This window comes from Blautia intestinalis, from assembly GCF_014297355.1.
In the GTDB taxonomy this organism is placed as follows: domain Bacteria; phylum Bacillota; class Clostridia; order Lachnospirales; family Lachnospiraceae; genus Blautia_A; species Blautia_A intestinalis.
This window is the reverse complement of the sequence record NZ_JACOQE010000004.1, coordinates 287,691-308,905: the sequence shown is the minus strand read 5'-3', so window position 1 is coordinate 308,905 and position 21,215 is coordinate 287,691. Positions and strand designations below refer to the sequence as shown.

General features: G+C 44.0%; 17 protein-coding genes, 7 tRNA genes and 1 rRNA gene. 18 read left to right on the top strand and 7 right to left on the bottom strand.

Annotated elements, in window-relative coordinates:
• From H8Z79_RS09640 to dhaS, 11 genes are all read left to right on the top strand, one after another.
• Positions 1 to 179: ribosomal RNA gene (locus H8Z79_RS09640) — 23S ribosomal RNA — on the top strand; the annotation flags it as partial.
• 81 nt (positions 180 to 260) lie between these two features.
• Positions 261 to 333 (top strand) — tRNA-Asn (locus H8Z79_RS09635).
• Positions 334 to 370: 37 nt separating this feature from the next.
• Positions 371 to 442: transfer RNA gene (locus H8Z79_RS09630), tRNA-Glu, on the top strand.
• Between the two features lie 78 nt (positions 443 to 520).
• Positions 521 to 593, top strand: a tRNA-Thr gene (locus tag H8Z79_RS09625).
• A gap of 4 nt (positions 594 to 597) precedes the next feature.
• Positions 598 to 671 (top strand) — tRNA-Ile (locus tag H8Z79_RS09620).
• A gap of 16 nt (positions 672 to 687) precedes the next feature.
• A tRNA-Asp gene (locus tag H8Z79_RS09615) sits at positions 688 to 761 on the top strand.
• Between the two features lie 5 nt (positions 762 to 766).
• A tRNA-Val gene (locus tag H8Z79_RS09610) sits at positions 767 to 839 on the top strand.
• Positions 840 to 855: 16 nt separating this feature from the next.
• Positions 856 to 941 (top strand) — tRNA-Leu (locus H8Z79_RS09605).
• 167 nt (positions 942 to 1,108) lie between these two features.
• Entirely contained in the window at positions 1,109 to 2,380 is a 1,272-nt protein-coding gene (locus H8Z79_RS09600) for a 2-hydroxyacyl-CoA dehydratase subunit D (protein ID WP_118039217.1), read from the top strand.
• Positions 2,373 to 4,022 carry an acyl-CoA dehydratase activase gene (locus tag H8Z79_RS09595; RefSeq protein WP_118039006.1) on the top strand — a complete coding sequence of 550 codons (1,650 nt, stop codon included), beginning with the start codon at positions 2,373 to 2,375 and terminating at the stop codon, positions 4,020 to 4,022. Before H8Z79_RS09600 ends, H8Z79_RS09595 begins: the two co-directional genes overlap by 8 nt.
• 57 nt (positions 4,023 to 4,079) lie before the next feature.
• Positions 4,080 to 4,622, top strand: a complete 543-nt coding sequence (gene dhaS, locus H8Z79_RS09590; protein WP_225876953.1) for a dihydroxyacetone kinase transcriptional activator DhaS — start codon at positions 4,080 to 4,082, stop codon at positions 4,620 to 4,622.
• 126 nt (positions 4,623 to 4,748) lie between these two features.
• Here the strand turns inward: dhaS and H8Z79_RS09585 are convergent, their stop codons facing one another.
• The 5 genes from H8Z79_RS09585 to H8Z79_RS09565 form a co-directional block, all read right to left on the bottom strand.
• Complete coding sequence (locus tag H8Z79_RS09585; protein ID WP_015543141.1) at positions 4,749 to 5,762, bottom strand: hypothetical protein; 1,014 nt, start codon at positions 5,760 to 5,762, stop codon at positions 4,749 to 4,751.
• Between the two features lie 176 nt (positions 5,763 to 5,938).
• Positions 5,939 to 6,802 (bottom strand): carbohydrate ABC transporter permease, encoded by an 864-nt coding sequence (locus H8Z79_RS09580; RefSeq protein WP_118039007.1) that lies wholly within the window; start codon positions 6,800 to 6,802, stop codon positions 5,939 to 5,941.
• A 5-nt stretch (positions 6,803 to 6,807) separates the two neighbouring features.
• Positions 6,808 to 7,722, bottom strand: coding sequence for a carbohydrate ABC transporter permease (locus H8Z79_RS09575; protein WP_118039008.1), 915 nt, complete (start codon positions 7,720 to 7,722; stop codon positions 6,808 to 6,810).
• A 112-nt stretch (positions 7,723 to 7,834) separates the two neighbouring features.
• On the bottom strand, positions 7,835 to 9,163 hold the full coding sequence (locus tag H8Z79_RS09570; protein ID WP_015543144.1) for a type 2 periplasmic-binding domain-containing protein: 1,329 nt from the start codon (positions 9,161 to 9,163) through the stop codon (positions 7,835 to 7,837).
• A 91-nt stretch (positions 9,164 to 9,254) separates the two neighbouring features.
• Complete coding sequence (locus H8Z79_RS09565) at positions 9,255 to 10,268, bottom strand: LacI family DNA-binding transcriptional regulator (protein WP_182279211.1); 1,014 nt, start codon at positions 10,266 to 10,268, stop codon at positions 9,255 to 9,257.
• A gap of 410 nt (positions 10,269 to 10,678) precedes the next feature.
• On the opposite strand from H8Z79_RS09565, the gene H8Z79_RS09560 reads away from it, so the two are divergent.
• Positions 10,679 to 13,114, top strand: coding sequence for a GH36-type glycosyl hydrolase domain-containing protein (locus H8Z79_RS09560; protein WP_118039009.1), 2,436 nt, complete (start codon positions 10,679 to 10,681; stop codon positions 13,112 to 13,114).
• Here the strand turns inward: H8Z79_RS09560 and mnmA are convergent.
• Positions 13,111 to 14,232, bottom strand: a complete 1,122-nt coding sequence (gene mnmA / locus H8Z79_RS09555) for a tRNA 2-thiouridine(34) synthase MnmA (protein WP_015543147.1) — start codon at positions 14,230 to 14,232, stop codon at positions 13,111 to 13,113. The genes H8Z79_RS09560 and mnmA overlap by 4 nt on opposite strands.
• Positions 14,233 to 14,487: 255 nt before the next feature.
• Between mnmA and H8Z79_RS09550 the strand changes: the two genes are divergently transcribed.
• From H8Z79_RS09550 to H8Z79_RS09530, 5 genes are read left to right on the top strand one after another with little or no spacing between them, the layout of a single operon-like run.
• A complete protein-coding gene (locus H8Z79_RS09550; protein ID WP_182001960.1) occupies positions 14,488 to 14,640 on the top strand; it encodes a hypothetical protein in 153 nt (50 codons plus the stop codon).
• Positions 14,641 to 14,657: 17 nt separating this feature from the next.
• Complete coding sequence (locus H8Z79_RS09545) at positions 14,658 to 14,837, top strand: hypothetical protein (protein ID WP_187002814.1); 180 nt, start codon at positions 14,658 to 14,660, stop codon at positions 14,835 to 14,837.
• A 28-nt stretch (positions 14,838 to 14,865) separates the two neighbouring features.
• Positions 14,866 to 15,774, top strand: a complete 909-nt coding sequence (locus H8Z79_RS09540) for a MetQ/NlpA family ABC transporter substrate-binding protein (RefSeq protein ID WP_118039010.1) — start codon at positions 14,866 to 14,868, stop codon at positions 15,772 to 15,774.
• A gap of 37 nt (positions 15,775 to 15,811) precedes the next feature.
• Positions 15,812 to 16,822 carry a methionine ABC transporter ATP-binding protein gene (locus H8Z79_RS09535; RefSeq protein ID WP_015543151.1) on the top strand — a complete coding sequence of 337 codons (1,011 nt, stop codon included), beginning with the start codon at positions 15,812 to 15,814 and terminating at the stop codon, positions 16,820 to 16,822.
• Positions 16,812 to 17,474, top strand: a complete 663-nt coding sequence (locus H8Z79_RS09530) for a methionine ABC transporter permease (protein ID WP_015543152.1) — start codon at positions 16,812 to 16,814, stop codon at positions 17,472 to 17,474. The genes H8Z79_RS09535 and H8Z79_RS09530 overlap by 11 nt, the downstream gene beginning before the upstream one ends.
• A gap of 293 nt (positions 17,475 to 17,767) precedes the next feature.
• Here H8Z79_RS09530 and H8Z79_RS09525 read toward each other — a convergent pair whose 3' ends face one another.
• Positions 17,768 to 19,480, bottom strand: coding sequence for an ABC-ATPase domain-containing protein (locus tag H8Z79_RS09525; RefSeq protein WP_015543153.1), 1,713 nt, complete (start codon positions 19,478 to 19,480; stop codon positions 17,768 to 17,770).
• Positions 19,481 to 19,803: 323 nt separating this feature from the next.
• Between H8Z79_RS09525 and H8Z79_RS09520 the strand changes: the two genes are divergently transcribed.
• Positions 19,804 to 21,195, top strand: coding sequence for an aminopeptidase (locus tag H8Z79_RS09520; protein ID WP_118039011.1), 1,392 nt, complete (start codon positions 19,804 to 19,806; stop codon positions 21,193 to 21,195).
• The last annotated feature ends 20 nt before the right edge of the window (positions 21,196 to 21,215 follow it).

The window sequence follows — 21,215 nt, the reverse complement described above, 5'->3', positions numbered from 1 at the left end:
GTAGCCAAGCCCGGAAGGGATAAACGCTGAAGGCATCTAAGCGTGAAGCCCCCCTCAAGATGAGATATCCCATCCGAAAGGAGTAAACCCCCTTGAAGACGACGAGGTTGATAGGGCAGGGGTGGAAGTGTGGTAACACATGGAGCTGACTGCTACTAATAGGGTGAGGGCTTGACCAAGAAAGCATGGTCAGAAAGATTCAGTTGATTGTCAACATGTATGTGGTTTTGAAGATACGATATATCTTCTAAAAAATATAATCCTCCTTAGCTCAGTCGGTAGAGCATGCGGCTGTTAACCGCAGTGTCGTTGGTTCGAGTCCAACAGGGGGAGTTAGCTTTTCGGACTTTAGAGCCGATAGCAGATAATTGGCTCCATGGTCAAGCGGTTAAGACACCGCCCTTTCACGGCGGTAACAGGGGTTCAAATCCCCTTGGAGTCATCAAAAAATAAAAAAATGTGATTTTTGGTATGGCTTGATTACGACATTTGGTGTATAATACATCTAAGTGAGTTATATGCCGATGTGGCTCAATTGGCAGAGCAGCTGATTTGTAATCAGCAGGTTATCGGTTCGAGTCCGATCATCGGCTTTTTGGACCTTTAGCTCAGTTGGTTAGAGCAACCGGCTCATAACCGGTCGGTCCTGGGTTCGAGTCCCCGAAGGTCCATTTTACTTATTTTTTTGGCCCAGTGGCTCAGTTGGTTAGAGCGCCGCCCTGTCACGGCGGAGGTCGTGAGTTCGAGTCTCATCTGGGTCGTTTAAGGGGTCTTAGCTCAGCTGGGAGAGCATCTGCCTTACAAGCAGAGGGTCATAGGTTCGAGCCCTATAGGCCCCATTTTTCAATTTAATATGCCGCAGTGGCGGAACTGGCAGACGCCCGGGACTTAAAATCCCGTGGGTAGTGATACCCGTACCGGTTCGATTCCGGTCTGCGGCACGACTTAAAGGCTTCAAATTCTCTGATTCAGAGGGTTTGGAGTTTTTTTTGTACAACATTTGCACAAACTATGATAATTTATTGACAATCTCATGATTTTTATTCTTGTATTATGAGATTGTTTGCTATATACTATGGAGAAAGACATCGAAAGGCGGTCAGACCAATTGGAAATAATAAAGACATTCGGAAATTATATAGAGAAATGGTGTGAGAATACACCGGACAGAGCACGCTGGCTCCTCACGAAAGGATGGGATGCACAGGATCTGAAGTTCCGTCTGGCTCCTTCGAAAAAAATAAATTCGTCAGATCAGTATCTGGCACGTATGATGATGAAAGTGATGCTGCAGCCGTTGAAACATCCGGATCAGTCAGTACTGGTCAGCGTATTTACACCGTGTGAGCTGATGCAGGAGGCTGGTTTATATCCTTATAATGTAGAGAGTTTTTCCTGCTATCTGACAGCATCAAGCGCAGAGCGTGCATTTCTTCAGAGTGCAGAGGACTCCGGACTTTCTGAGACACTCTGCAGTTACCACAAAACATTTATCGGTGCAGCAGAGAAAGGACTTCTGCCGAAACCGAAATGTATCGTATATACCAATCTTGCATGTGATGCGAACCTGCTGACATTCCATCGTCTGGCGGAGTTTTTTCATGTGCCGGTGTTTTCCATTGATGTACCGTCAGGTCAGACTTCGGAGAATGTTGCTTATGTGGCAGCGCAGCTTCGAGCTCTGCGCGGTTTTCTTGAACAGACTACAGGTCATCAGATTGATGAGGACAGGCTGTTAGAACGGGTAAAAAGAGGGCGCAGGACTCTTGAACGATTTGATGCATTTCAGAGCGCACGTGCAGACCGTTTTATCCCGTCCGATCTGGTGTCGCCATTGTACAGCGGAATGACTAATAATATCCTTCTGGGAACAGAAGAGGAAGCGTTATATACCGAGAAACTTCTTCAGGACGTAAAGAAAGCACCGCCTAAAAAAGGTAAACATATCTATTGGATGCACACGATTCCATTCTGGTCAGATGCGGTAAAAGAAGCGCTTCTTTTAAATGATGACGCTCAGATCGTCGGATGTGAGCTCTCACAGGTAACAGATATTTCCAGGTATTCAGAAGATCCATATGAAGAAATGGCAATGCGTCTGATCTATCATGCATTGAATGGACCGATCTCACGCAGGATCAATGCCGGTATCCGTCATGCAAAACAGGCAGGCGCGGATGGTGTTGTCTGGTTTAATCACTGGGGCTGTAAGCATACACTTGGTGGCTCTCGAATTGCGAAAAAGTGTTTTGAAGAAGCTGGTCTTCCCACATTGATCCTGGACGGAGACGGCTGCGACCGAAGCCATGGTGGGGAAGGTCAGACCTCTACCCGTTTAGGTGCTTTTCTGGAAATGCTGGGGGACTTTGCTCATGAATAAAACATATTATGTCTGTAAATATACACCGGTGGAGCTTCTGACGGCTCTTGGCGGTGAATGTGAAATATTAAATGAAATGCCAAAAGGATTTGAACGTGCAGAACAGATCGCACATCCGAACATCTGTGGATTTGGTAAATCAGTACTCGAAGAAGTTCTTGCCGGAAACATAAAAGAACTGGTTCTTGTAAACTGTTGTGATACAATCCGCAGTGTTTATGATATACTGGAAGACAGTGGACAGATGGATTTCCTTTATATGATTGATATGTTACACTGTGACATAGAATGCAGCCGTGAGCGTACGGCAATGCAGTTAAAGGCGCTGGCATCTGCATATGCTTCTTATAAAGGAACTATTTTTGATAAAACTGCTTTTCTGAAAGCTTTTCAGCCAAAAGGGCGTACGCAGGAACCACATCTGGCAGTGCTTGGAGCACGTATGGGGCAGGAACTGTTTGAGATGACAAGTAAGTCCATGCCGCTTCCGGTCGTGAATGAAACCTGTGTTTATAACCGTTCCGTAGGAGAGAATCTTCCGTCAGAAGATATGGATTTTGACGCATTGATGGAATGGTATGCGGGAGAACTGCTTCATCAGATTCCGTGTATGCGCATGATGGATCATGCAGGACGTAAACAGTTATATCAGGATCCTTCACTGAAAGGAATTATCTATCATACTGTAAAATTCTGTGATTTTTACAGCTTTGAGTATGCGGATATCAAAGGTCATACCGATGTGCCTCTTCTGAAGATTGAGTCAGACTTTACTTTGCAGAGCAGCGGACAGCTGAGTACGCGTCTGGAAGCTTTTGCAGAGAGTCTTGGTATTCAGAAGGAAACAAAAAAGGAGAGAACAATGGGTAAAGGATACTATGCTGGAATCGACAGCGGATCCACAAGTACAGATGTGGTGATTTTGGATAAAGACAGAAAAATAATTTCCAGTGTGATCATGCCGACCGGAGCGGGTGCGGCAAATGGCGCTGAAAGAGCCCTCGAGGAAGCTCTTAAACATGCTGATATTACAAGAGAAGATCTGGATGCAGTTGTGACTACAGGTTACGGCAGAACAGCAATTTCAGACGGAGATAAGAGCATTACAGAGATTACCTGCCATGCACGTGGGGCTCATTTCCTCGATCCGAAAGTACGTACAGTCGTTGATATCGGAGGGCAGGACAGCAAGGTTATCCGCCTGAACGAAGATGGCAGTGTAAAGAATTTTGTTATGAATGACAAATGTGCTGCTGGAACCGGACGATTCCTTGAAATGATGGCAAAGACGATGGAAATGTCTCTCGATGAACTGAGCCGGGTGGGGCTTTCCTATCAGGAGGATATTACGATTTCCAGTATGTGTACAGTGTTTGCCGAGTCCGAAGTAGTTTCTTTGATTGCACAGAATAAGCGTACCGATGATATTGTACATGGACTGAACAAAGCTGTTGCTGCAAAGACGGCGTCTCTGGTCAAACGTGTAGGCGGTGAGGAGGCTTATATGATGACCGGTGGTGTTGCCCAGAACAAAGGCCTTGTAAAAACTCTTGAAGAGCGTCTTGGAACGAGTCTGGTCATCAGTGAGAAATCCCAGCTCTGCGGAGCTTTAGGCGCAGCATTATTTGCAACTGATATATAAATATAGTAAAATAGGAAACAGGATGTTGACGAACCGATAAAAGGGGAGGAAAGAAAGTTGGCTGATTCCAATATTACAAAAAGTGCACTTGCGTCAGCTCTGAAGGAATTGATGGAAACAACACCTTTTGCAAAGATCACCGTTTCGGATATCTGTGCAAAATGTAATATGAACCGAAAAAGTTTCTATTATCATTTCAGGGATAAATTTGATCTGGTAAACTGGATCTTTGATGTAGAATATCTGAACCATGTGCAGATCGGGAAGAATCTGATCGGATGGGACAGTGTGCTTCACCTTTGCAATTATTTTTATGAGAATAAAGATTTTTACAGAAAAGCAATGAAAGTAGAAGACCAGAATTCTTTTATCAATCATTTCCGTGAGTTGGTAAGTCCGTTGATGGCAGAGGATATCAGAGAGATTCTGGGAGAGCAGACAGATGCGGATTTTTATGTGAACTTTTTCTGCGATGCGGTTATCTGTGCATTTGGACGATGGATCTCACAGAAAGAACCGACTCCGCCGAAAAAATTTGTAGAGCTACTGAAATCCTGTATTCAGGTTGTGGTGATCACGCAGGAGCGTATGAACAGTTAAAACTTGAAAATATAATAAAATATAAAGCAAACAGCTTCATAAAACATATCGGAAATTACCGGATGATTTATGGAGCTGTTTCACTGTGTACGTATGTGAAAAGATTGCTTTATTGGTCAGTGACTTTTATTCATCCATAGAGAATGACTTCTGAAGAATATCACGAAGAGATTCTTTGAAGATGTTATGGGATAAAAGCCTGCCATTATTCCTGAGATTGTAGATCGTACCGTCAGGCTGGAAGCCGATTACACTGGACGGCGGAGAGATAATGTTTCCGACAGTTTCTGCATCATACATAAGATCAGTCGGAATGGTACGATATTTCTGTGCAACGCGTGTACCGACGGCTGCTTTGTAGACATTTCCACGGGTTTCACTGCTGCATGCCGGATCCGCAATGACTGCGGCAAACGGACAGTGAAGTTCTTCGGCATAGCGGTAGTATGAACCGGAAAAAATTTCAGAACTTTCATCTTCTGTATACATGCGATATACAGAATAAAGAAGTCTGTGATCGCGGAGTACGAGGCATGCAGCATCCGTATGATCGTCATAATTGACACCGATCAGAAGATGATTGATGTCCTTTGCAGAATCTGCGAAATCTTCTGTGATGCAGTTAGAACCACATAATAGAATGATGGCACAGTCTTCATTCTGACGGATGAGTGGAAGCAGTTTCTCCGGATCTTTGTTTGTATAAAGGAAATATACGTAGATACCGAGTTCTTTGCCCTGATCGAAAATCGGCTGATAACTTTCTGTAAGATTTTCATGTGCGGAATCAATGTTCAAAAACAGAAGCCACGGAACATTGATATTTTCGGTACGTTTGATCTTACGGACGATATGTGCGCCCATTGTGCAGCCATTGTATCCCAGATTCAGACCGAATTCGATCAGTTTGTCTTTATCCATGTGCTTGAGTGCATCTTCAATCAGTGGATAGTACGGGCTGTTTTCGTTGTTCAACATTGTACGTGCCATCTCAAAGAAGGATATCTGGAAACGCCCCTTCGAAAAATGAAGTGCCATATCGACCAGATTTCTGGTACAGCGCTCCGGTGCTTCATCGGCATCCTTTAATGCGGTTTTGACGAATGTTTTTATGATAATTCGAGAAGTTTTTGCTGTCATTTTTAATCCCTTCAATATGCATATATAAACAAAATATATATAAAAAATACAGACGGCAAAATACATTCACCGTCTGTATTTTATCTGCTTTTTATTTAATCACAAAGTGTTTTGGGATGCAATAGACACTATAGAAAACATGTCCAAAAATGAAAGGGTTCTTCTGAAAGGGAAGATCAGCCCTTGACAGCACCTGCAGAAACACCGTCTACGATAAATCTGGAAAGGAGGATATAAACAATGATTACCGGGAAGATCGAAAACGCGATCATCACGTAAACCTGGCCCATATCGAACTTCAGGAAGTCGGCACTGCGAAGCTGTGCGATCAGTACCGGAAGTGTTTTCTTCTTGTCAGAATGAAGTACCAGCGCCGGAATAAAGTAGTTGTTCCAGCTCTGAACAAAAGTGAAGATTGCCTGTACGGCGATAGCCGGTTTCATAAGCGGGAAGACAATCGTATTGAAAGTCTTGAATTCGCCGGAACCGTCAATACGGGCGGCCTCCACAAGCTCCAGAGGAAGGTTGCTTTCCATGTACTGTTTCATATAGAAGAAAGTAACCGGAGCGGCAATACTCGGAATGATCAGTGGAATAAAGGAATCATCCAGATGCATTTTGCCGAGTAACTGCAGGAAACCAAGTGCGGTTACCTGAGTCGGGATCATCATGACTGCGAGGATAAAGGTGAACATGAATTTTTTGCCTTTAAAGTCGTATGCGTGGATCGCATATGCAGTCATTGTGGAGAAGTATGTACATAAAACAGCAGAGCATGTAGCAATGAAGATACTGTTGAACATACCGTTCCATACCGGAAGGGTTCCTGCGAGAAGGTTTTTCCAGTTTATGATAAGCTGACCTCCCGGGATCGCCGTGAAACCTTTTTTCAGGGCTCCGTTTGATCTTGTTGCGTTGATAAACAGTACATAAAACCAGAACAGGCAGAAGAATGTGAGAATGATCAGTACCACATAAGCAAGGGTACGCTGACCTTTCATGCTCATTCCTTTTTTGGCTTTTTGATTTTTTTCATTCATTCTTCTCACCTCCCGTCAGTTGCTTTGTTGAATCGGAATACGATCATACTGAGTATACCGGTAATAATGAACAGAAATACGGACAATGCACCGCCCATACCATAGTTCTTGCTGAACAGATGCTTGTTCAGGAACATGATCAGTGTCATGGTTGAACGCATCGGATCACCGGTTCCATTTGTCAGGATCTGTGGTACATCGAACATCTGCATACCACCGATCAGTGATGTGATCATAACGTAAATCAGAATCGGACGAAGCAGCGGAAGAGTGATCTTACGGAAAATCTGTGAAGATGTAGCTCCGTCTACTTCGGCAGCTTCATAAAGTGATGGATCGATACCCATCATACCGGCCATCAGGAGGATGGTCGTGTTACCAAACCACATCAGGAAGTTCAGAATCGCAACCAGCGTTCTTGCACTCCAGGCGTGGCTGAAGAAAGAATATGCTTCTTTCAGGATGCCTGCATGTACGAGCATGGCATTGATCGGGCCGCCATCTGCGAACAATGTGAAGAATAACATTGCAAATGCAGATGCCATGATCAGGTTCGGGAGATAGATCACAGTCTTGAAGAACCGCTGACCTTTCAGCCGGAGACTCGGGTTGGAGAACCATGCACCGAGAAGCAGGGATACGAGGATCTGAGGAACAAATCCCATTACCCACATGATCATTGTGTTTTTTAAATAAATCCAGATCTCTCCACCCTCAAAGAGTTTGACATAATTGGCAAATCCCACAAAGTTCGGTCCAATCTGCGTCAATCCAGATCTGTAATTTTCAAAAAAGCTGTTATAAATTGTACTAATAAGCGGAACGAGCTGGAATATGAGGTATACTACTACAAACGGTATCAGAAAGATATAGCCCCATTTGTTATAGCTGACCGCTTTATGGTTATTATTCTTTGCCATTATCTTCCTCCATAAGTTAAAGTGTGCCTGCCTGAACCTCAGGCAGGCACATTTTTAGATAATCATGTTCTTTTCAGAATGTTCATTTGAAAATGAAGTCAGTCTGTCTGAATTAGTATGAAAGTTCCGGATATTTTTCAACAACTGCTTTGTAGAACAGGTCGAGTGCTTCTTCATAAGTTGCATTGCCTTCGAAGTAGTTCTTCATAGCGTTCTGGAATTCTTCGTTGCAGCCCTGATCATAGATGCTCATGTTGCTGAGGTCGATCTTGTCTGCACCTGCACAGAACATAGCCAGTGGGTTCTGTCCGCCGAGAACTGCGTCGCCGTAGCTCTCGTCTGCAGCCATTTCTTCCATAGCCGGTTTGTTGTTTACGAAGTCGTTGTCAGCTGTAACGATTTCTTTCATTACATCAACGTTTGTTGTCATAGTTCTCATGATATCAGCAACGAGTGTCGGGTTGTCTGTACCTGTAGCTGCTGTGATCCATGTTCCGCCCCAGTAGAAGCCCTGCGGTCCTTCTGTTGCAGCCCAGCCGCCGTCTTTACCAACGGAGCCATCCTGATCAGCACTCATAGAGAAGTCGATGAACCATGCCGGTCCGAAATATGAGAATACATTGCTGTCTGTGAAGAAGCCTTTGCTCCAGTCATCGCTCCACAGTTCGTATGTAGCTGTTTCGCCTGCATCAACCATTTCCTTGGACATGTCAACCCAGTTCTTAATATTGTCGTCAACTGTGATCTTTCCATCAACTACCCATGGGCTGGTTACGTTGTTGGAGAATACACGGTAGGAGTCGTTTACAGTAGAGGTCATCTGATAACCTTTTTCTTTCAGTTCTGCGGCAGTTGCTTTGAAGGTATCCCAGTCAGCAACTTTCTTCTGAACCTCTGCCGGATCGTCTGTTCCGAATACTTCTTTGGCGATATCTCTTCTGTAGATCATGGTTCCTGGGCAGCCCTGCCATGAAAGACCTTTCAGGTTTCCATCGGAATCTGTCATAACGTCTTTAGTGTACTGATACTGATCAGCAATCTCATCATCTGTGATTCCAAGATCTGCTACAGACATTGTGTAATCTGTGTTTACATATTTCAGTGCGTAGTCAGCTTCTACGAGGAAGAGGTCGATCTTGTCGTCAGCAGCTGCATCAGCCTGTTTCAGAAGTGTTTCGTCGAGATTGTTCTGATAAGCGTTGTCATCAGATGGAGTAATGTTCCATACAACATCTACATCACCGATCTTACCATGAGTTCCGTCTACTTCTTCATATCCCGGATAGTGATCGGTCAGACGGGTTTTGAATTCTTCGTTCCAGCAGTAAATGTTTAAAACTTTACCTTCGTCTGAGCCTGCGTCATCAGCCCATACCGGAACTGCTGCCAAACCTGCGAGCATAGCTGCTGTTAATGTGACTGCCATAATCTGTTTTTTCATGTTGTTACCTCCCTGTGATTTAATAATTTGGTTTTTATTTTTTTACATATTAAATTTTCATTATTTAGTTTTTGCAAATATGTTTTGCATTTTATTTTGCCAGATTCCTGACCGAAGCACCGGGGAAAAGCCTTCCGTCAACTGTGAACTTATCGATGATCGTTGCTTTTGGATTTTCGATGAGGCCAATCAGTTTCTTTGCGGCAAGCTGTCCGATTGTTTCTGTGTCCTGGCACAGCGTTGTCAGCCGGGGCTCAAGGATGCGGGCAAAAGTGAGTCCATCATATCCTGCGATGGAAATATCATCTGGTATCCGAAGTCCTCGTTCGTGGATTTCGTTGATACCGCCCAGAGCAGAAAAATCATCCGGATAAAGAATGCAGGTAGGCGGATCTTTCAGATCAAGAAGTTCTGAGGTCGCCATCGCTGCGGCTTCTGCATCGCGATAGGGGATGACCGGCATATATTCATCGGGTACATCGATATGTTTTTTCTGAAGCGTCCTGTAGAAGCTTCCCAGACGACTTCGTGTAACAGAAGAATCTTCTCCGTGAATATAGGCGATTTTTCTGTGCCCCCGTTGCAGAACATAGGTGACAAGATCTTCCATTCCCTGAATGTTGTTGGAAACAACAGCAATTCTTCCATCGAATACATGGTCGATCGTAACCACCGGAATTTCGGATTGTACCAGCTGTTGTACTTCTTCTGTAAAGAAGTCGATGCAGGCAATTACAACTCCGTCGACTCCCCGGTAGCGGCAGTGATCATAATAACTGATGTGCTGACCGGAAAGATTTCCGCTGGTAAAGGTGATGTCGTATCCTCTGGATTCAGCCGTGCGCTTGAAACTTTCTAATACATGATTGAAATAATCATGTGTGAGACCACTCATGGCTTCGTCTACGAATAGTACGCCGAGATTGTGGCTTCGCTTGGTTTTCAGCGACCGTGCTGAGGAATTAGGAAGATATCCCATTTCTGATGCAGTATTTAAAATAAGCTGCCGGGTCTCTTCGCTGATATCCGGATAACCATTGAGAGCTTTGCTGACACTTGCAACAGATACGTTGCATTGTTTTGCAATGTCTTTCATGGATACCATATGCATGTCCAGCCTTTTCTGTTTTTGTTTCTAAAACGTTTTCGCAAGCTCATCGTACTGTATTTTCGGACAATTTGCAAGGATAAATTGTTATATTTGCATAATTTATCCCTCTTGCACAAAAAATAATTGACGATAATTAACCGATTTCACAAAAAAGGTACTTCGTTTTTACGAAAAATTTCGTAAAAAACTTAACGTTTACGAAAACATGTCTGCACACGATTTCGTAAGCGAAAATGTGGTTGATTTTTTTGAATAAGTGAATTATACTGAGCTTAATCCAATCTAATCATATTATAGTTATAAAATTTCTAAACTTATTCGTTTTCGCAATTCTGTTTTCAGTCTTTAATTCGTGATCGCATACCCTTTACTTTATTTATATTGTTTTTTGAAGGAGGTTCTTTATGAAATTCGGACATTTTGACGATAAAGCCAAAGAATATGTAATCACTACACCACATACTCCGCAGCCATGGATCAATTATCTCGGAAGCAACGATTTTTTTTCACTGATCTCAAACACCTGCGGCGGATATAGTTTCTATAAAGATGCGAAACTTTTACGTATTACGAGATATCGCTACAATAACATTCCGGTAGATTCCAATGGAAAATATTACTATATCAATGATGACGGTGTGATCTGGAATCCGGGCACGATGCCGTCCGGTACAGAGACAGATACATATGAATGCCGTCACGGTCTGGGCTACAGCCGTTTCCATTCTTCAAAAAATAATCTGGAAGCGGATCTGCTGGCATTTGTACCGGTAGATGCAGCGTGCGAGATCAACTGCCTGACTTTAAAAAATAATTCCAATGTCGCAAAAAATGTCTCTTTGTTTTCTTATGTAGAGTTCTGTCTCTGGAATGCAGTGGATGATTCAACGAACTTCCAGCGAAACTTAAGTATTGGCGAAGTGGAAGTACATGGAAGTACGATTTATCATAAGACCGAATACAGAGAACGCCGCCGTCATTACAGTTTCTTTACTGTAAATGCACCGGTTCAGAATTTTGATACCAGCAGGGATGAATTTCTTGGAGCCGGTAACGGCAACGCATTTCCGGAAGCTGTCCGCAGAAAAAAATGCAGCAATTCCATAGCAAGCGGATGGTATCCGATCGCAGCACATCAGATCGATCTGACACTTGCTCCTGGCGAAGAAAAGACATTTGTATTTATGCTGGGTTACTGTGAAAACCCTGCAGACAATAAATGGGAAGCGCCGAACGTCATCCGTAAGGCACCGGCAAAAGCGCTTATTGAAAGATTTGATACAGCAGAAAAAGCAATGGCGGCATTTGCGGAGCTGAAAACATACTGGGAGACACTGCTTGCACGTTTTGCAGTCACAAGTTCGAACGAACACATTGACCGTATGGCAAATATATGGAACCAGTATCAGTGTATGGTAACATTTAATATGTCAAGATCTGCATCGTATTATGAATCCGGCACCGGACGAGGCATGGGATTCCGTGATTCATGTCAGGATCTTCTCGGATTTGTACATCTGATTCCGGAACGCGCAAGGGAAAGAATTATTGATATTGCATCCACACAGTTCCCGGACGGAAGCGCATATCATCAGTATCAGCCATTGACAAAGCAGGGTAATCTCGATGTCGGAAGCGGATTTAATGATGACCCGCTGTGGCTGATTGCGGCGGTTTCTGCATATCTGAAAGAGACCGGTGATTATGGTATTCTTGATGAGCCGGTACCATTTGACTGTAAAAAAGGTTCTGAAGTACCGCTGTTTGAACATCTGAACAAATCGTTCCATTATACAGCAACACATCTCGGACTGCACAAACTTCCGCTGATCGGAAGAGCTGACTGGAATGACTGCCTGAATTTGAACTGTTTCTCCAGTGAACCTGGTGAATCTTTCCAGACGACCGGACCATCTGAAGGACCGGTGGCAGAATCTGTATTTATTGCAGCAATGTTTGTCAAATATGGTAAAGAATTCAAAGAAATCTGTCTGCGTACAGGACATGAAGATCTTGCAAAAGAAGCAGAGAGTGCAGTAGCGGATATGTATCAGGCGGTTCTGGATGCAGGATGGGACGGAGAATGGTTCCTTCGTGCATATGATTCACAGTCTGCAAAAGTCGGATCAAAAGAATGTGAAGAAGGTAAGATTTATATTGAACCACAGGGATTCTGCGTTATGGCTGAAATCGGAAAAGAAGAAGGACTTGCTGAGAAAGCGCTGGATTCCGTACATAAACATCTGGAAACGAAATATGGTATCATGATACTCCAGCCGGCATATACCAGATATCATCTGGAACTTGGTGAAATTTCTTCTTATCCGCCGGGATACAAAGAAAATGCCGGAATTTTCTGCCATAACAATCCGTGGATTTCTATCGCAGAAGCAGTACTCGGAAGAGGAGATCTTGCATTTGATGTTTACCGTAAGATCTGCCCGTCTTATATTGAAGAAATCAGTGATGTACATCGTACAGAACCATACATTTATTCGCAGATGGTAGCCGGTGCCGATGCTGCAAGATTTGGTGAGGCGAAGAACAGTTGGCTGACCGGAACTGCAGCGTGGACTTTTGTTAATCTGTCACAGGCACTTCTCGGAATCCAGCCGGAATATGACGGCCTGGCAGTGAATCCGTGTCTGCCGAAAAACTTTGGAGATCTGAAGATCAAACGTCGCTACAGAGATGCGGAATATTATATTGATATCCGCAAACCGGACGGTGTGGAAAAAGGTGTTGCCTGGATGGAAGTAGACGGCAAAAAAATTGCCGGAAACCAGATTCCTCTGATCCCCGGCAAGAAAGAATACCATGTAACGGTACAGATGGGTTAAATATTTGTTCCCTGTGATGTGGTCATGGTGGAGGCGAGACCTTCCGGAAGGATGGTTCCTCCGCCGAGTACCATATCGTCATCATAAAGGACAGCAGCCTGTCCCGGAGTAACGGCTCTCTGTGGCTCATCGAAGGTGATCTTTATCAGGTCTTCTCCGATCTGCTCCACAGTTGCCGGCTGTTCCGGCTGACGGTAACGCGTTTTTACTTTACATTTGATCGGTGCATCGAGATGATCCCATGGAATCAGGTTGATGTCGTTGATATAACAATAATTACTCATCAGATCCTGTTTGCCACCGAGAATGACCTCGTTGGAATCCAGTGATTTGCCACAGACGTAAAGCGATTCCGGTGCGGAAATACCGAGACCGCGGCGCTGGCCGATCGTATAATGAATCTGACCTTTATGTTTACCAAGAACTTTTCCCTCTTTATCTACGAAATCTCCCGGCTCAGATGACTGACCGGTATACTGTTCAATAAATGAAGCGTAGTCTCCGTCCGGCACGAAGCAGATATCCTGGCTGTCCGGCTTATCAGCATTGATAAAGCCCTGCTCCTGTGCAATGTGGCGGATTTCTTTTTTGGTATAGCCGCCGAGTGGAAACAGAGTATGTGCAAGCTGATCCTGTGTCATGGCATAAAGAACGTAGCTCTGGTCTTTCGTCGGATCGAGTCCCTTTTTCAAAATGAAACGTCCTGTTTCCGGATCCTGCTCTCTGCGGGCATAATGGCCACTTGCAATGTACTCACATCCGAGTTCTCTTGCTTTATCAAGAAGTGCGGAAAATTTTAAAAAACGGTTACAGTCGATACATGGGTTCGGTGTGCCTCCGTGAAGGTAGGTGTCTGCGAATTTGTCGATAACACTGTGACGGAATTCGTCGTGCATCGGGAAAACGTAGTAGAGCATGCCAAGTCTTGCGGCAACACTTCTTGCATCCTCGGTATCAGACGGTGTGCAGCAGGCACGGTGACCCGGGAAACTGCACTGTGGATTATCATAAAGCTTCAGAGTGGCACCGGCACAGTCATACCCGTTCTGAACCATCAGGTAGGCAGCTACGCTGGAATCAACTCCGCCGCTCATGGCGATCATTGCTTTTTTCTGCATATATTTTCTCCTGTTGTATAAAATTGTTTTATATTTATGGTTTATATAGTTAGCTGCAAAATCTGCTTACAGGGGGAAATCCCCAGATAACCAGTATCATGGTATCATCATAGAAAAACAGTGTCAAGCAAGGAAAACAGAGTGTAAATAAAAAAATGAAAAAATGTGTTGACAGACAGAAAGAAGAGTAGTATATTAAACCTATCGGAAAGATAGGAAATAAAAACCGGGAGAAAACATTAAGGAGGAAGAATCATGTTTACAGAGAAATCAGTACAGAGAAATGTCATGTGTATGATGGATAAGGAAATGCGAATGGGTATGTACATGTGCATGTCTATGTTAAACTGTGCTTCAATGTATCGGAAACTTCCTGTGACATCAGAGGATCATGGCAGAGTGGTCTGAGGTGAGATGTCAAGAATGTGAATATAGATGTATCAACCAGATACAATTTAGATTACATGAACAGGAAATTCCGAGGGAGTTCCTGTTTTTTCTTTGCCCAAAATCAGGTGAAGGACGTCAGGACAACAGGAAATCCTGAACTTACAACTGAATATGGAAAAATAGAAAGTAATAAAAATAAATCAGATAAAAAATAATGAATGAGAATAAGAGAGGTAAATAATTATGAAAAACAGAAAATTTGTCACAGTATCACTTGCAGCAGCACTTGCAATCGGAACAATCGCAGCAAACGGCGTACTTGTAAGCGCTGACGCAAAAAAAGGAACCATCAAAGTAGCAGCATCCGCAACACCACATGCAGAGATCCTTGAAGAAGCAAAACCAATCCTCGAAAAAGAAGGCTGGGATCTGGAAGTTACCGTATTTGATGACTATGTACAGCCAAACCTCGTAGTAGAGAGCGGCGATTTTGATGCAAACTATTTCCAGCATATTCCATACCTGGACAACTTTAACGAAGAACAGGGAACACATCTTGTAAATGCAGGCGGCATTCATTATGAGCCATTCGGAATCTATCCGGGAACAAAGAAAACACTGGATGAGCTGGAAGATGGTGATACCATTGCGGTTCCGAATGATACCACAAACGAAGCTAGAGCACTTCTTCTCCTTCAGGATAACGGAGTGATCACTCTGAAAGACGGAGCCGGACTGGAAGCAACTGTAAAAGATATCAAAGAAAATCCGAAGAACATCCAGATCGAAGAACTGGAAGCTGCACAGGTTTCCCGTGTAAAAGATGAAGTTGCATTTGTTGTATTAAATGGCAACTATGCACTGCAGGCAGGATATTCCGTATCCAAAGATTCCATTGCACATGAGGCATCTGATTCTGAAGCAGCAAAAACATATGTAAACATCATCGTAGTAAAAGAAGGCAACGAAGACAGCGAAGCAGTCAAAGCTCTGGTAGATGCACTGAAATCCGACGAGATCAAGGATTACATCAACGAGACATATGACGGAGCAGTTGTACCTTTTGAAGAATCCACAGATGATGCAGATGCTGCCAAAGAAGAGACAGCAGACGACACAGCAGATACGGATGCAGCAGAGGATGCAGAATAAATAAAATTGTAACACAGGGATGGGAGGAAACAGGCGAATGGAACCGATGATACAGGTCGAAAACCTCTGTAAAAGTTTTTCCACAAAGAGCGGAACAGTAGAGGCAGCCAGAAACATCAGTTTTTCCATTGAAAAAGGAGAGATCTTCGGCATAATCGGTCTCTCCGGTGCAGGTAAAAGCACACTTGTGCGATGTCTGAATTTACTGGAAAGACCGACATCCGGAACAATCCGGATCAAAGGAAAAAATCTTATGGAGCTTCCGGAAAGGAAGCTTCGCAAAGAACGTCAGAATATCGGAATGATTTTTCAGCATTTCAATCTTCTGATGCAGAGAACAGCACTTGACAATGTATGTTTTCCGATGGAAATTGTCGGAATCAGTAAGAAGGAAGCACGTAAAAAAGCTCTGGAGTACCTGAAGATTGTAGGACTTGAGGAAAAAGCCCTTTCCTATCCGTCTCAGCTTTCCGGTGGACAGAAACAGCGCGTGGCGATTGCCCGTGTGCTTGCAAGTGATCCGGAAATCCTGCTCTGTGATGAGGCAACAAGTGCATTAGATCCCCAGACGACGAAATCCATCCTTGAGCTGATCAGGAAAATAAATAAAGAGTATGGAATCACAGTCGTTGTGATCACACACGAAATGAGTGTTGTACAGGAAATCTGTAACCGTGTAGCAGTGCTGGAACGAGGAGTTCTGGTGGAATCCGGAACGGTGGAAGAACTTTTCAGAAGCCCGAAGACAGAAGCGGCACGGAGACTGGTATTCAGCGGACGTACACAGATTCAGGAAATGAACGGCAGGCGTCTGGTACGTGTGACCTTTAAAGACAGGTCATCTTATGAACCTGTGATTGCAAATCTGGTTCTGGCTTATCGCACACCGGTCAATATATTGTATGCAGATACAAAAAATATTGGCGGAGCCGCAGAGGGAGAAATGATTCTGCAGCTTCCCGAGATCGAGGAAACAGCAGAAAAAATGATCGAATATCTGCGGGAAACAAATATGGGAGTAGAGGAGTTGAGTTTTGATGTGGGATAATGCAACAATTACAATGCTTCTGGAAGGAACCAGAGATACTTTATATATGACACTTGTGTCCACTTTTTTCGGGTACGTACTTGGTCTGCCGCTGGGAATCCTCCTCGCAGTGACAGACAAAGAAGGTATCCACCCGAATGCTGCTGTTTATAAAGTTCTGGATGTGATCGTGAATATTCTCAGAAGTATTCCGTTCCTGATTCTTCTCATTCTCGTCATTCCGCTCACGAGACTGCTGGTGGGCAAGACATATGGATCTACCGCAACGATCGTACCACTTGTAATCGCTGCCGCACCGTTTATCGCACGTATGGTAGAATCCTCACTTAAGGAAGTTGATCCGGGTGTGGTTGAGGCAGCCGTCAGCATGGGTGCCGGAACACGGACGATCATCTGGAAAGTACTTCTTGCAGAATCCAGAACTTCCCTTCTGGTTGGTGTGACGATCGCAGTGGGAACGATCCTGGGCTATTCTGCAATGGCAGGAACTGTCGGTGGAGGCGGACTTGGTGATATCGCGATCCGCTATGGATATTACCGCTACCAGACAGACATCATGATCGTGACGATTATTATTCTGGTAGTTCTCGTACAGATTCTTCAGGGACTGGGTATGATGCTCTCAAGAAAGCTTGATAAAAGAAAAGCGTAATGATTATTTTAGAAATTTTATAAATATATTAGAAAAAGGACAAAAACTTCTCACATTTATATTGTATGATGTACTTGTCTTAAAGGAAAAGCCCTTTAAGATCTCCGGTAACACTTCAAATGCCGGAAGAGTTGCCGGAACTCTTTCCTTTCCCTAAAAATAAAACAGAACACGAAAACTCAACAGCCGCCACCTGACAAGAAACGTCGGGAGGGCGGCTGCTTTCGTTATGTCTGTATAGTATCTGTATCATGTATATTTGCAGTGGGTTTGCCGCGCGACATGATATCACTTTATCCGCGGTAGCGGTTAAAACAGGAATAGATTTCCTGGATTCTCGGAACTGCATACCCACATGGAAGAGAAGAACCTTCTGCAAATGCGGAAAGTCCCCTCCTGTGTAATTCTTCGGACAGTATCCGGATGATTTCCGGAATAGTACGTTGGCCATCAATAAGATTTTCCATAGCATATTTCAGTATCAGACCGAGAGCAGCGGTCTGCTCGGAATCTACGATCTGTTCGATATAGCGCAGATCAACGTCCTGATGTCCGAGAAGAAATCCGTCTTTTCCATGTACTTTTATTTTCAGGCGTTCCGGTTTGCCGGCGCCACGTCCATGACTGCGAATACCGGGCGATTTTTTGGACAGTATCCGATGATTCTGTGGCATGGAAAATGCAGACATTTTTTGCTCATTCAGAGGATATTTTCCACAAAGTGCACGGACTTTTGTGGAAATGTCCACAGGATGATAAGAATCCATCTGGATAACCGTATCGGCAATGTGGAAAAATGCACCGGAGCTTCCGGCTACCAGAATTGTGGAAATCCCGGCTTTTTCATAGAGATCTCCGGCACGTTCCAGAAACGGAGTGATCGGTTCTTTTTCACGGGAGATGACTTCCTGCATGAAGGTGTCCCGCACCATAAAATTGGTCGCGGAGGTATCTTCATCCAGCAGAAATACTTTGCTTCCGGCTTCGATTCCCTCCACAATACCTGCGGCCTGTGAGGTACTTCCACTGGCATCTTCCGTAGAAAAACAACGGGTGTCTTTTTTATTTGGAAGGTCATTGATAAAAAGAGAAATGTCTACATTGCGGATGAAACGTCCGTCTTCGGAGCGGAGTTTTAATGCGCTGTCATCTGTGATGACATACTCTCGTCCGTCACCGGCAATGTGATTGTATACACCGAGTTCCAGCGCATTCAGAAGCGTGGATTTACCGTGATAACCACCGCCAACGATCAGGGTGATTCCGGCGGGAATGCCCATACCGTAGATTGTTCCTTCATGCGGAAGTTTCATGGATACACGAAGAGATTGCGGTGACATAAATGGGACAGAATCCCTAAGCGGGCGGGAAGAAATACCGCTTTCTCTCGGCAGGACAGAGTGATCGGCCACGAAAGCAACAAGATTTTTTTCTTTTAGCTGTGTGCGAATCGAATCCTGATCTTCGGCAAGAAAGATTGCCTGTTCCAGTTTGGCGCAGTCGGTGTTTTTATAGAAAAAAGCTTTCTCGATACAGGCCGGGAGAAAATCAAAGAGGATTTTTTCCAGTTCCGTGGCATTAATGGTACGTCCGTTTGCCGGGAATCCAATAAAAAAACGTGCGGTGATTTCTTTGTCCGTAATTTCGCAGGCAGAACGTGAAAGCACTTCCTGCCCGCAGTGGCTGACGGAGATGAGGCCGCTTTTACCCGAGCCTTTTGCACGGAAAGTGTAGTGATTTATCTGAGTTTCGAACTGGCGGGTCAGATAATCTGCAAGTGTCACACGCGTAAGCGTATCTTTATAATAAGCGGCTGGAAAGCCTGCGGTTTTGTGACTGAGACGGATACGGATATGTGAAGGTGATGCAAAAGGATCCCCCTGTACATGGTCAATATGAAGAATGAAATCCCTGAACTGATAGCTGCCTTTCAGGGATTTGTACGCAGGATAACTTCTGTGGTGGATCGCCTGAAGCTGTGTTTTTAAATCAGATGCGTTCTGCATGAAAAGACTCCTTTTATGAAAAATTTGTGATATATTTACAGATTTAAAGTACATTTAAAGTTTGACTGTAACTATAAAAATAACGTAATTGTTCAGTACCTTCTACCTGCTGAACAGTTACAAAATAACTTAAATTATTATAATTCTCAAATACGAAAAAAGGCAAGCAGTTCGGGGCATAATAAGAAACATAAATTATAATAAAGGCTGTTGAATTTCTTATGTCTTTATTAAGAATCTGAAAGTATGTAGAAATACGTAAAATATTGGGGTATAATGTTGGAAGAATTTTGAGAATCAAACGAAAGGTGGTTTTGTATATTATGGAAAGAAGAAATGCATGGCTTTCTTACAATGAAGCAGATGAAAAAGCCCTGGAGAAGCTGGCAAAGGATTATCGCACATTTCTCGACAATGGCAAAACAGAACGTGAATGTGTGAGCGAACTGTCCAGAGAAGCGGAGGCTGCCGGTTATGTATCGCTGGATAAAAAACTTGCTTCCGGTGAGAAGATCCAGACAGGAGATAAAATTTATGCAGTCGGCATGAAAAAGATCATGGCACTGTTCCATATCGGAGAAGATCCGATGGAAAAAGGTATGAATATTCTGGGCGCACACATCGATTCTCCGCGCCTTGATGTGAAGCAGAATCCTTTATATGAAGATACAGATCTGGCATATCTCGATACACATTATTATGGTGGTGTAAAGAAATATCACTGGGTAGCACTGCCGCTTGCAATTCATGGTGTGATCGTCAAAAAAGACGGTACTGTGGTCAATGTGACAGTTGGTGAAGCTGAGGATGATCCGGTTGTATATATTACCGATCTTCTGATCCATCTTGCAGGAAAACAGCTTCAGAAAAAAGCAGCAGAAGTAATTGAGGGCGAGAACCTTGACATTCTGATTGGCAGCAGACCACTTAATGAGGAAAGAGATGAGAAGAAAAAAGAAGCAGTCAAAAACAATGTTCTTCGCATCCTGAAAGAAAAATATGATGTAGAAGAAGAGGATTTCCTTTCTGCGGAGCTTGAAATCGTTCCGGCAGGAAAAGCACGTGATTGTGGACTTGACAGGAGCATGATTGCAGCATACGGACAGGATGACCGTGTATGTGCATACACCTCCTTTGCAGCAATGCTGGAAATGGAAACACCGAAACGTACAAGCTGTTGTCTGCTGACAGACAAAGAAGAGATTGGCAGCGTCGGAGCAACCGGCATGCAGTCCAGATTCTTTGAGAATACAGTCGCAGAGCTCCTTGGCGGAATGGGATGTTATTCAGATCTTGCACTTCGCAGAACACTCGGCAATTCCTTTATGCTTTCTTCTGACGTAAGCGCAGGTTATGACCCGGCTTATGGTGAGTGCTTCGAAAAGAAAAATGCAGCATATCTTGGCCGTGGTATCGTTCTTAATAAATTTACAGGGGCAAGAGGAAAATCCGGTTCCAATGATGCAAATGCAGAATACGTGGCAAAGGTACGCAAGGTTGTTGACGACAGCAATGTTGCATTCCAGACAGCAGAACTTGGTAAAGTTGATGTCGGTGGCGGTGGAACGATTGCCTATATCGCTGCACTTTACGGTATGAATGTCATTGATAGTGGGGTGGCTGTTCTGAGCATGCATGCACCGTGGGAGGTGACAAGCAAGGCTGATATTTATGAGGCAGAAAAAGCATATAAGGCATTTCTTGAAAATGCATAAAAGCTGACAGCAGAGGAGAA

Coding starts and splice junctions, on each gene's coding strand:
- H8Z79_RS09595 (WP_118039006.1), top strand. CDS start 2,373: ATGAATAAAACATATTATGTCTGTAAATATACACCGGTGGAGCTTCTG.
- H8Z79_RS09535 (WP_015543151.1), top strand. CDS start 15,812: ATGGAACCGATGATACAGGTCGAAAACCTCTGTAAAAGTTTTTCCACA.
- H8Z79_RS09575 (WP_118039008.1), bottom strand. CDS start 7,722: ATGGCAAAGAATAATAACCATAAAGCGGTCAGCTATAACAAATGGGGC.
- H8Z79_RS09580 (WP_118039007.1), bottom strand. CDS start 6,802: ATGAATGAAAAAAATCAAAAAGCCAAAAAAGGAATGAGCATGAAAGGT.
- H8Z79_RS09585 (WP_015543141.1), bottom strand. CDS start 5,762: ATGACAGCAAAAACTTCTCGAATTATCATAAAAACATTCGTCAAAACC.
- H8Z79_RS09560 (WP_118039009.1), top strand. CDS start 10,679: ATGAAATTCGGACATTTTGACGATAAAGCCAAAGAATATGTAATCACT.
- H8Z79_RS09530 (WP_015543152.1), top strand. CDS start 16,812: ATGTGGGATAATGCAACAATTACAATGCTTCTGGAAGGAACCAGAGAT.
- H8Z79_RS09565 (WP_182279211.1), bottom strand. CDS start 10,268: ATGGTATCCATGAAAGACATTGCAAAACAATGCAACGTATCTGTTGCA.
- H8Z79_RS09550 (WP_182001960.1), top strand. CDS start 14,488: ATGTTTACAGAGAAATCAGTACAGAGAAATGTCATGTGTATGATGGAT.
- mnmA (WP_015543147.1), bottom strand. CDS start 14,232: ATGCAGAAAAAAGCAATGATCGCCATGAGCGGCGGAGTTGATTCCAGC.
- H8Z79_RS09520 (WP_118039011.1), top strand. CDS start 19,804: ATGGAAAGAAGAAATGCATGGCTTTCTTACAATGAAGCAGATGAAAAA.
- H8Z79_RS09540 (WP_118039010.1), top strand. CDS start 14,866: ATGAAAAACAGAAAATTTGTCACAGTATCACTTGCAGCAGCACTTGCA.
- H8Z79_RS09570 (WP_015543144.1), bottom strand. CDS start 9,163: ATGAAAAAACAGATTATGGCAGTCACATTAACAGCAGCTATGCTCGCA.
- H8Z79_RS09525 (WP_015543153.1), bottom strand. CDS start 19,480: ATGCAGAACGCATCTGATTTAAAAACACAGCTTCAGGCGATCCACCAC.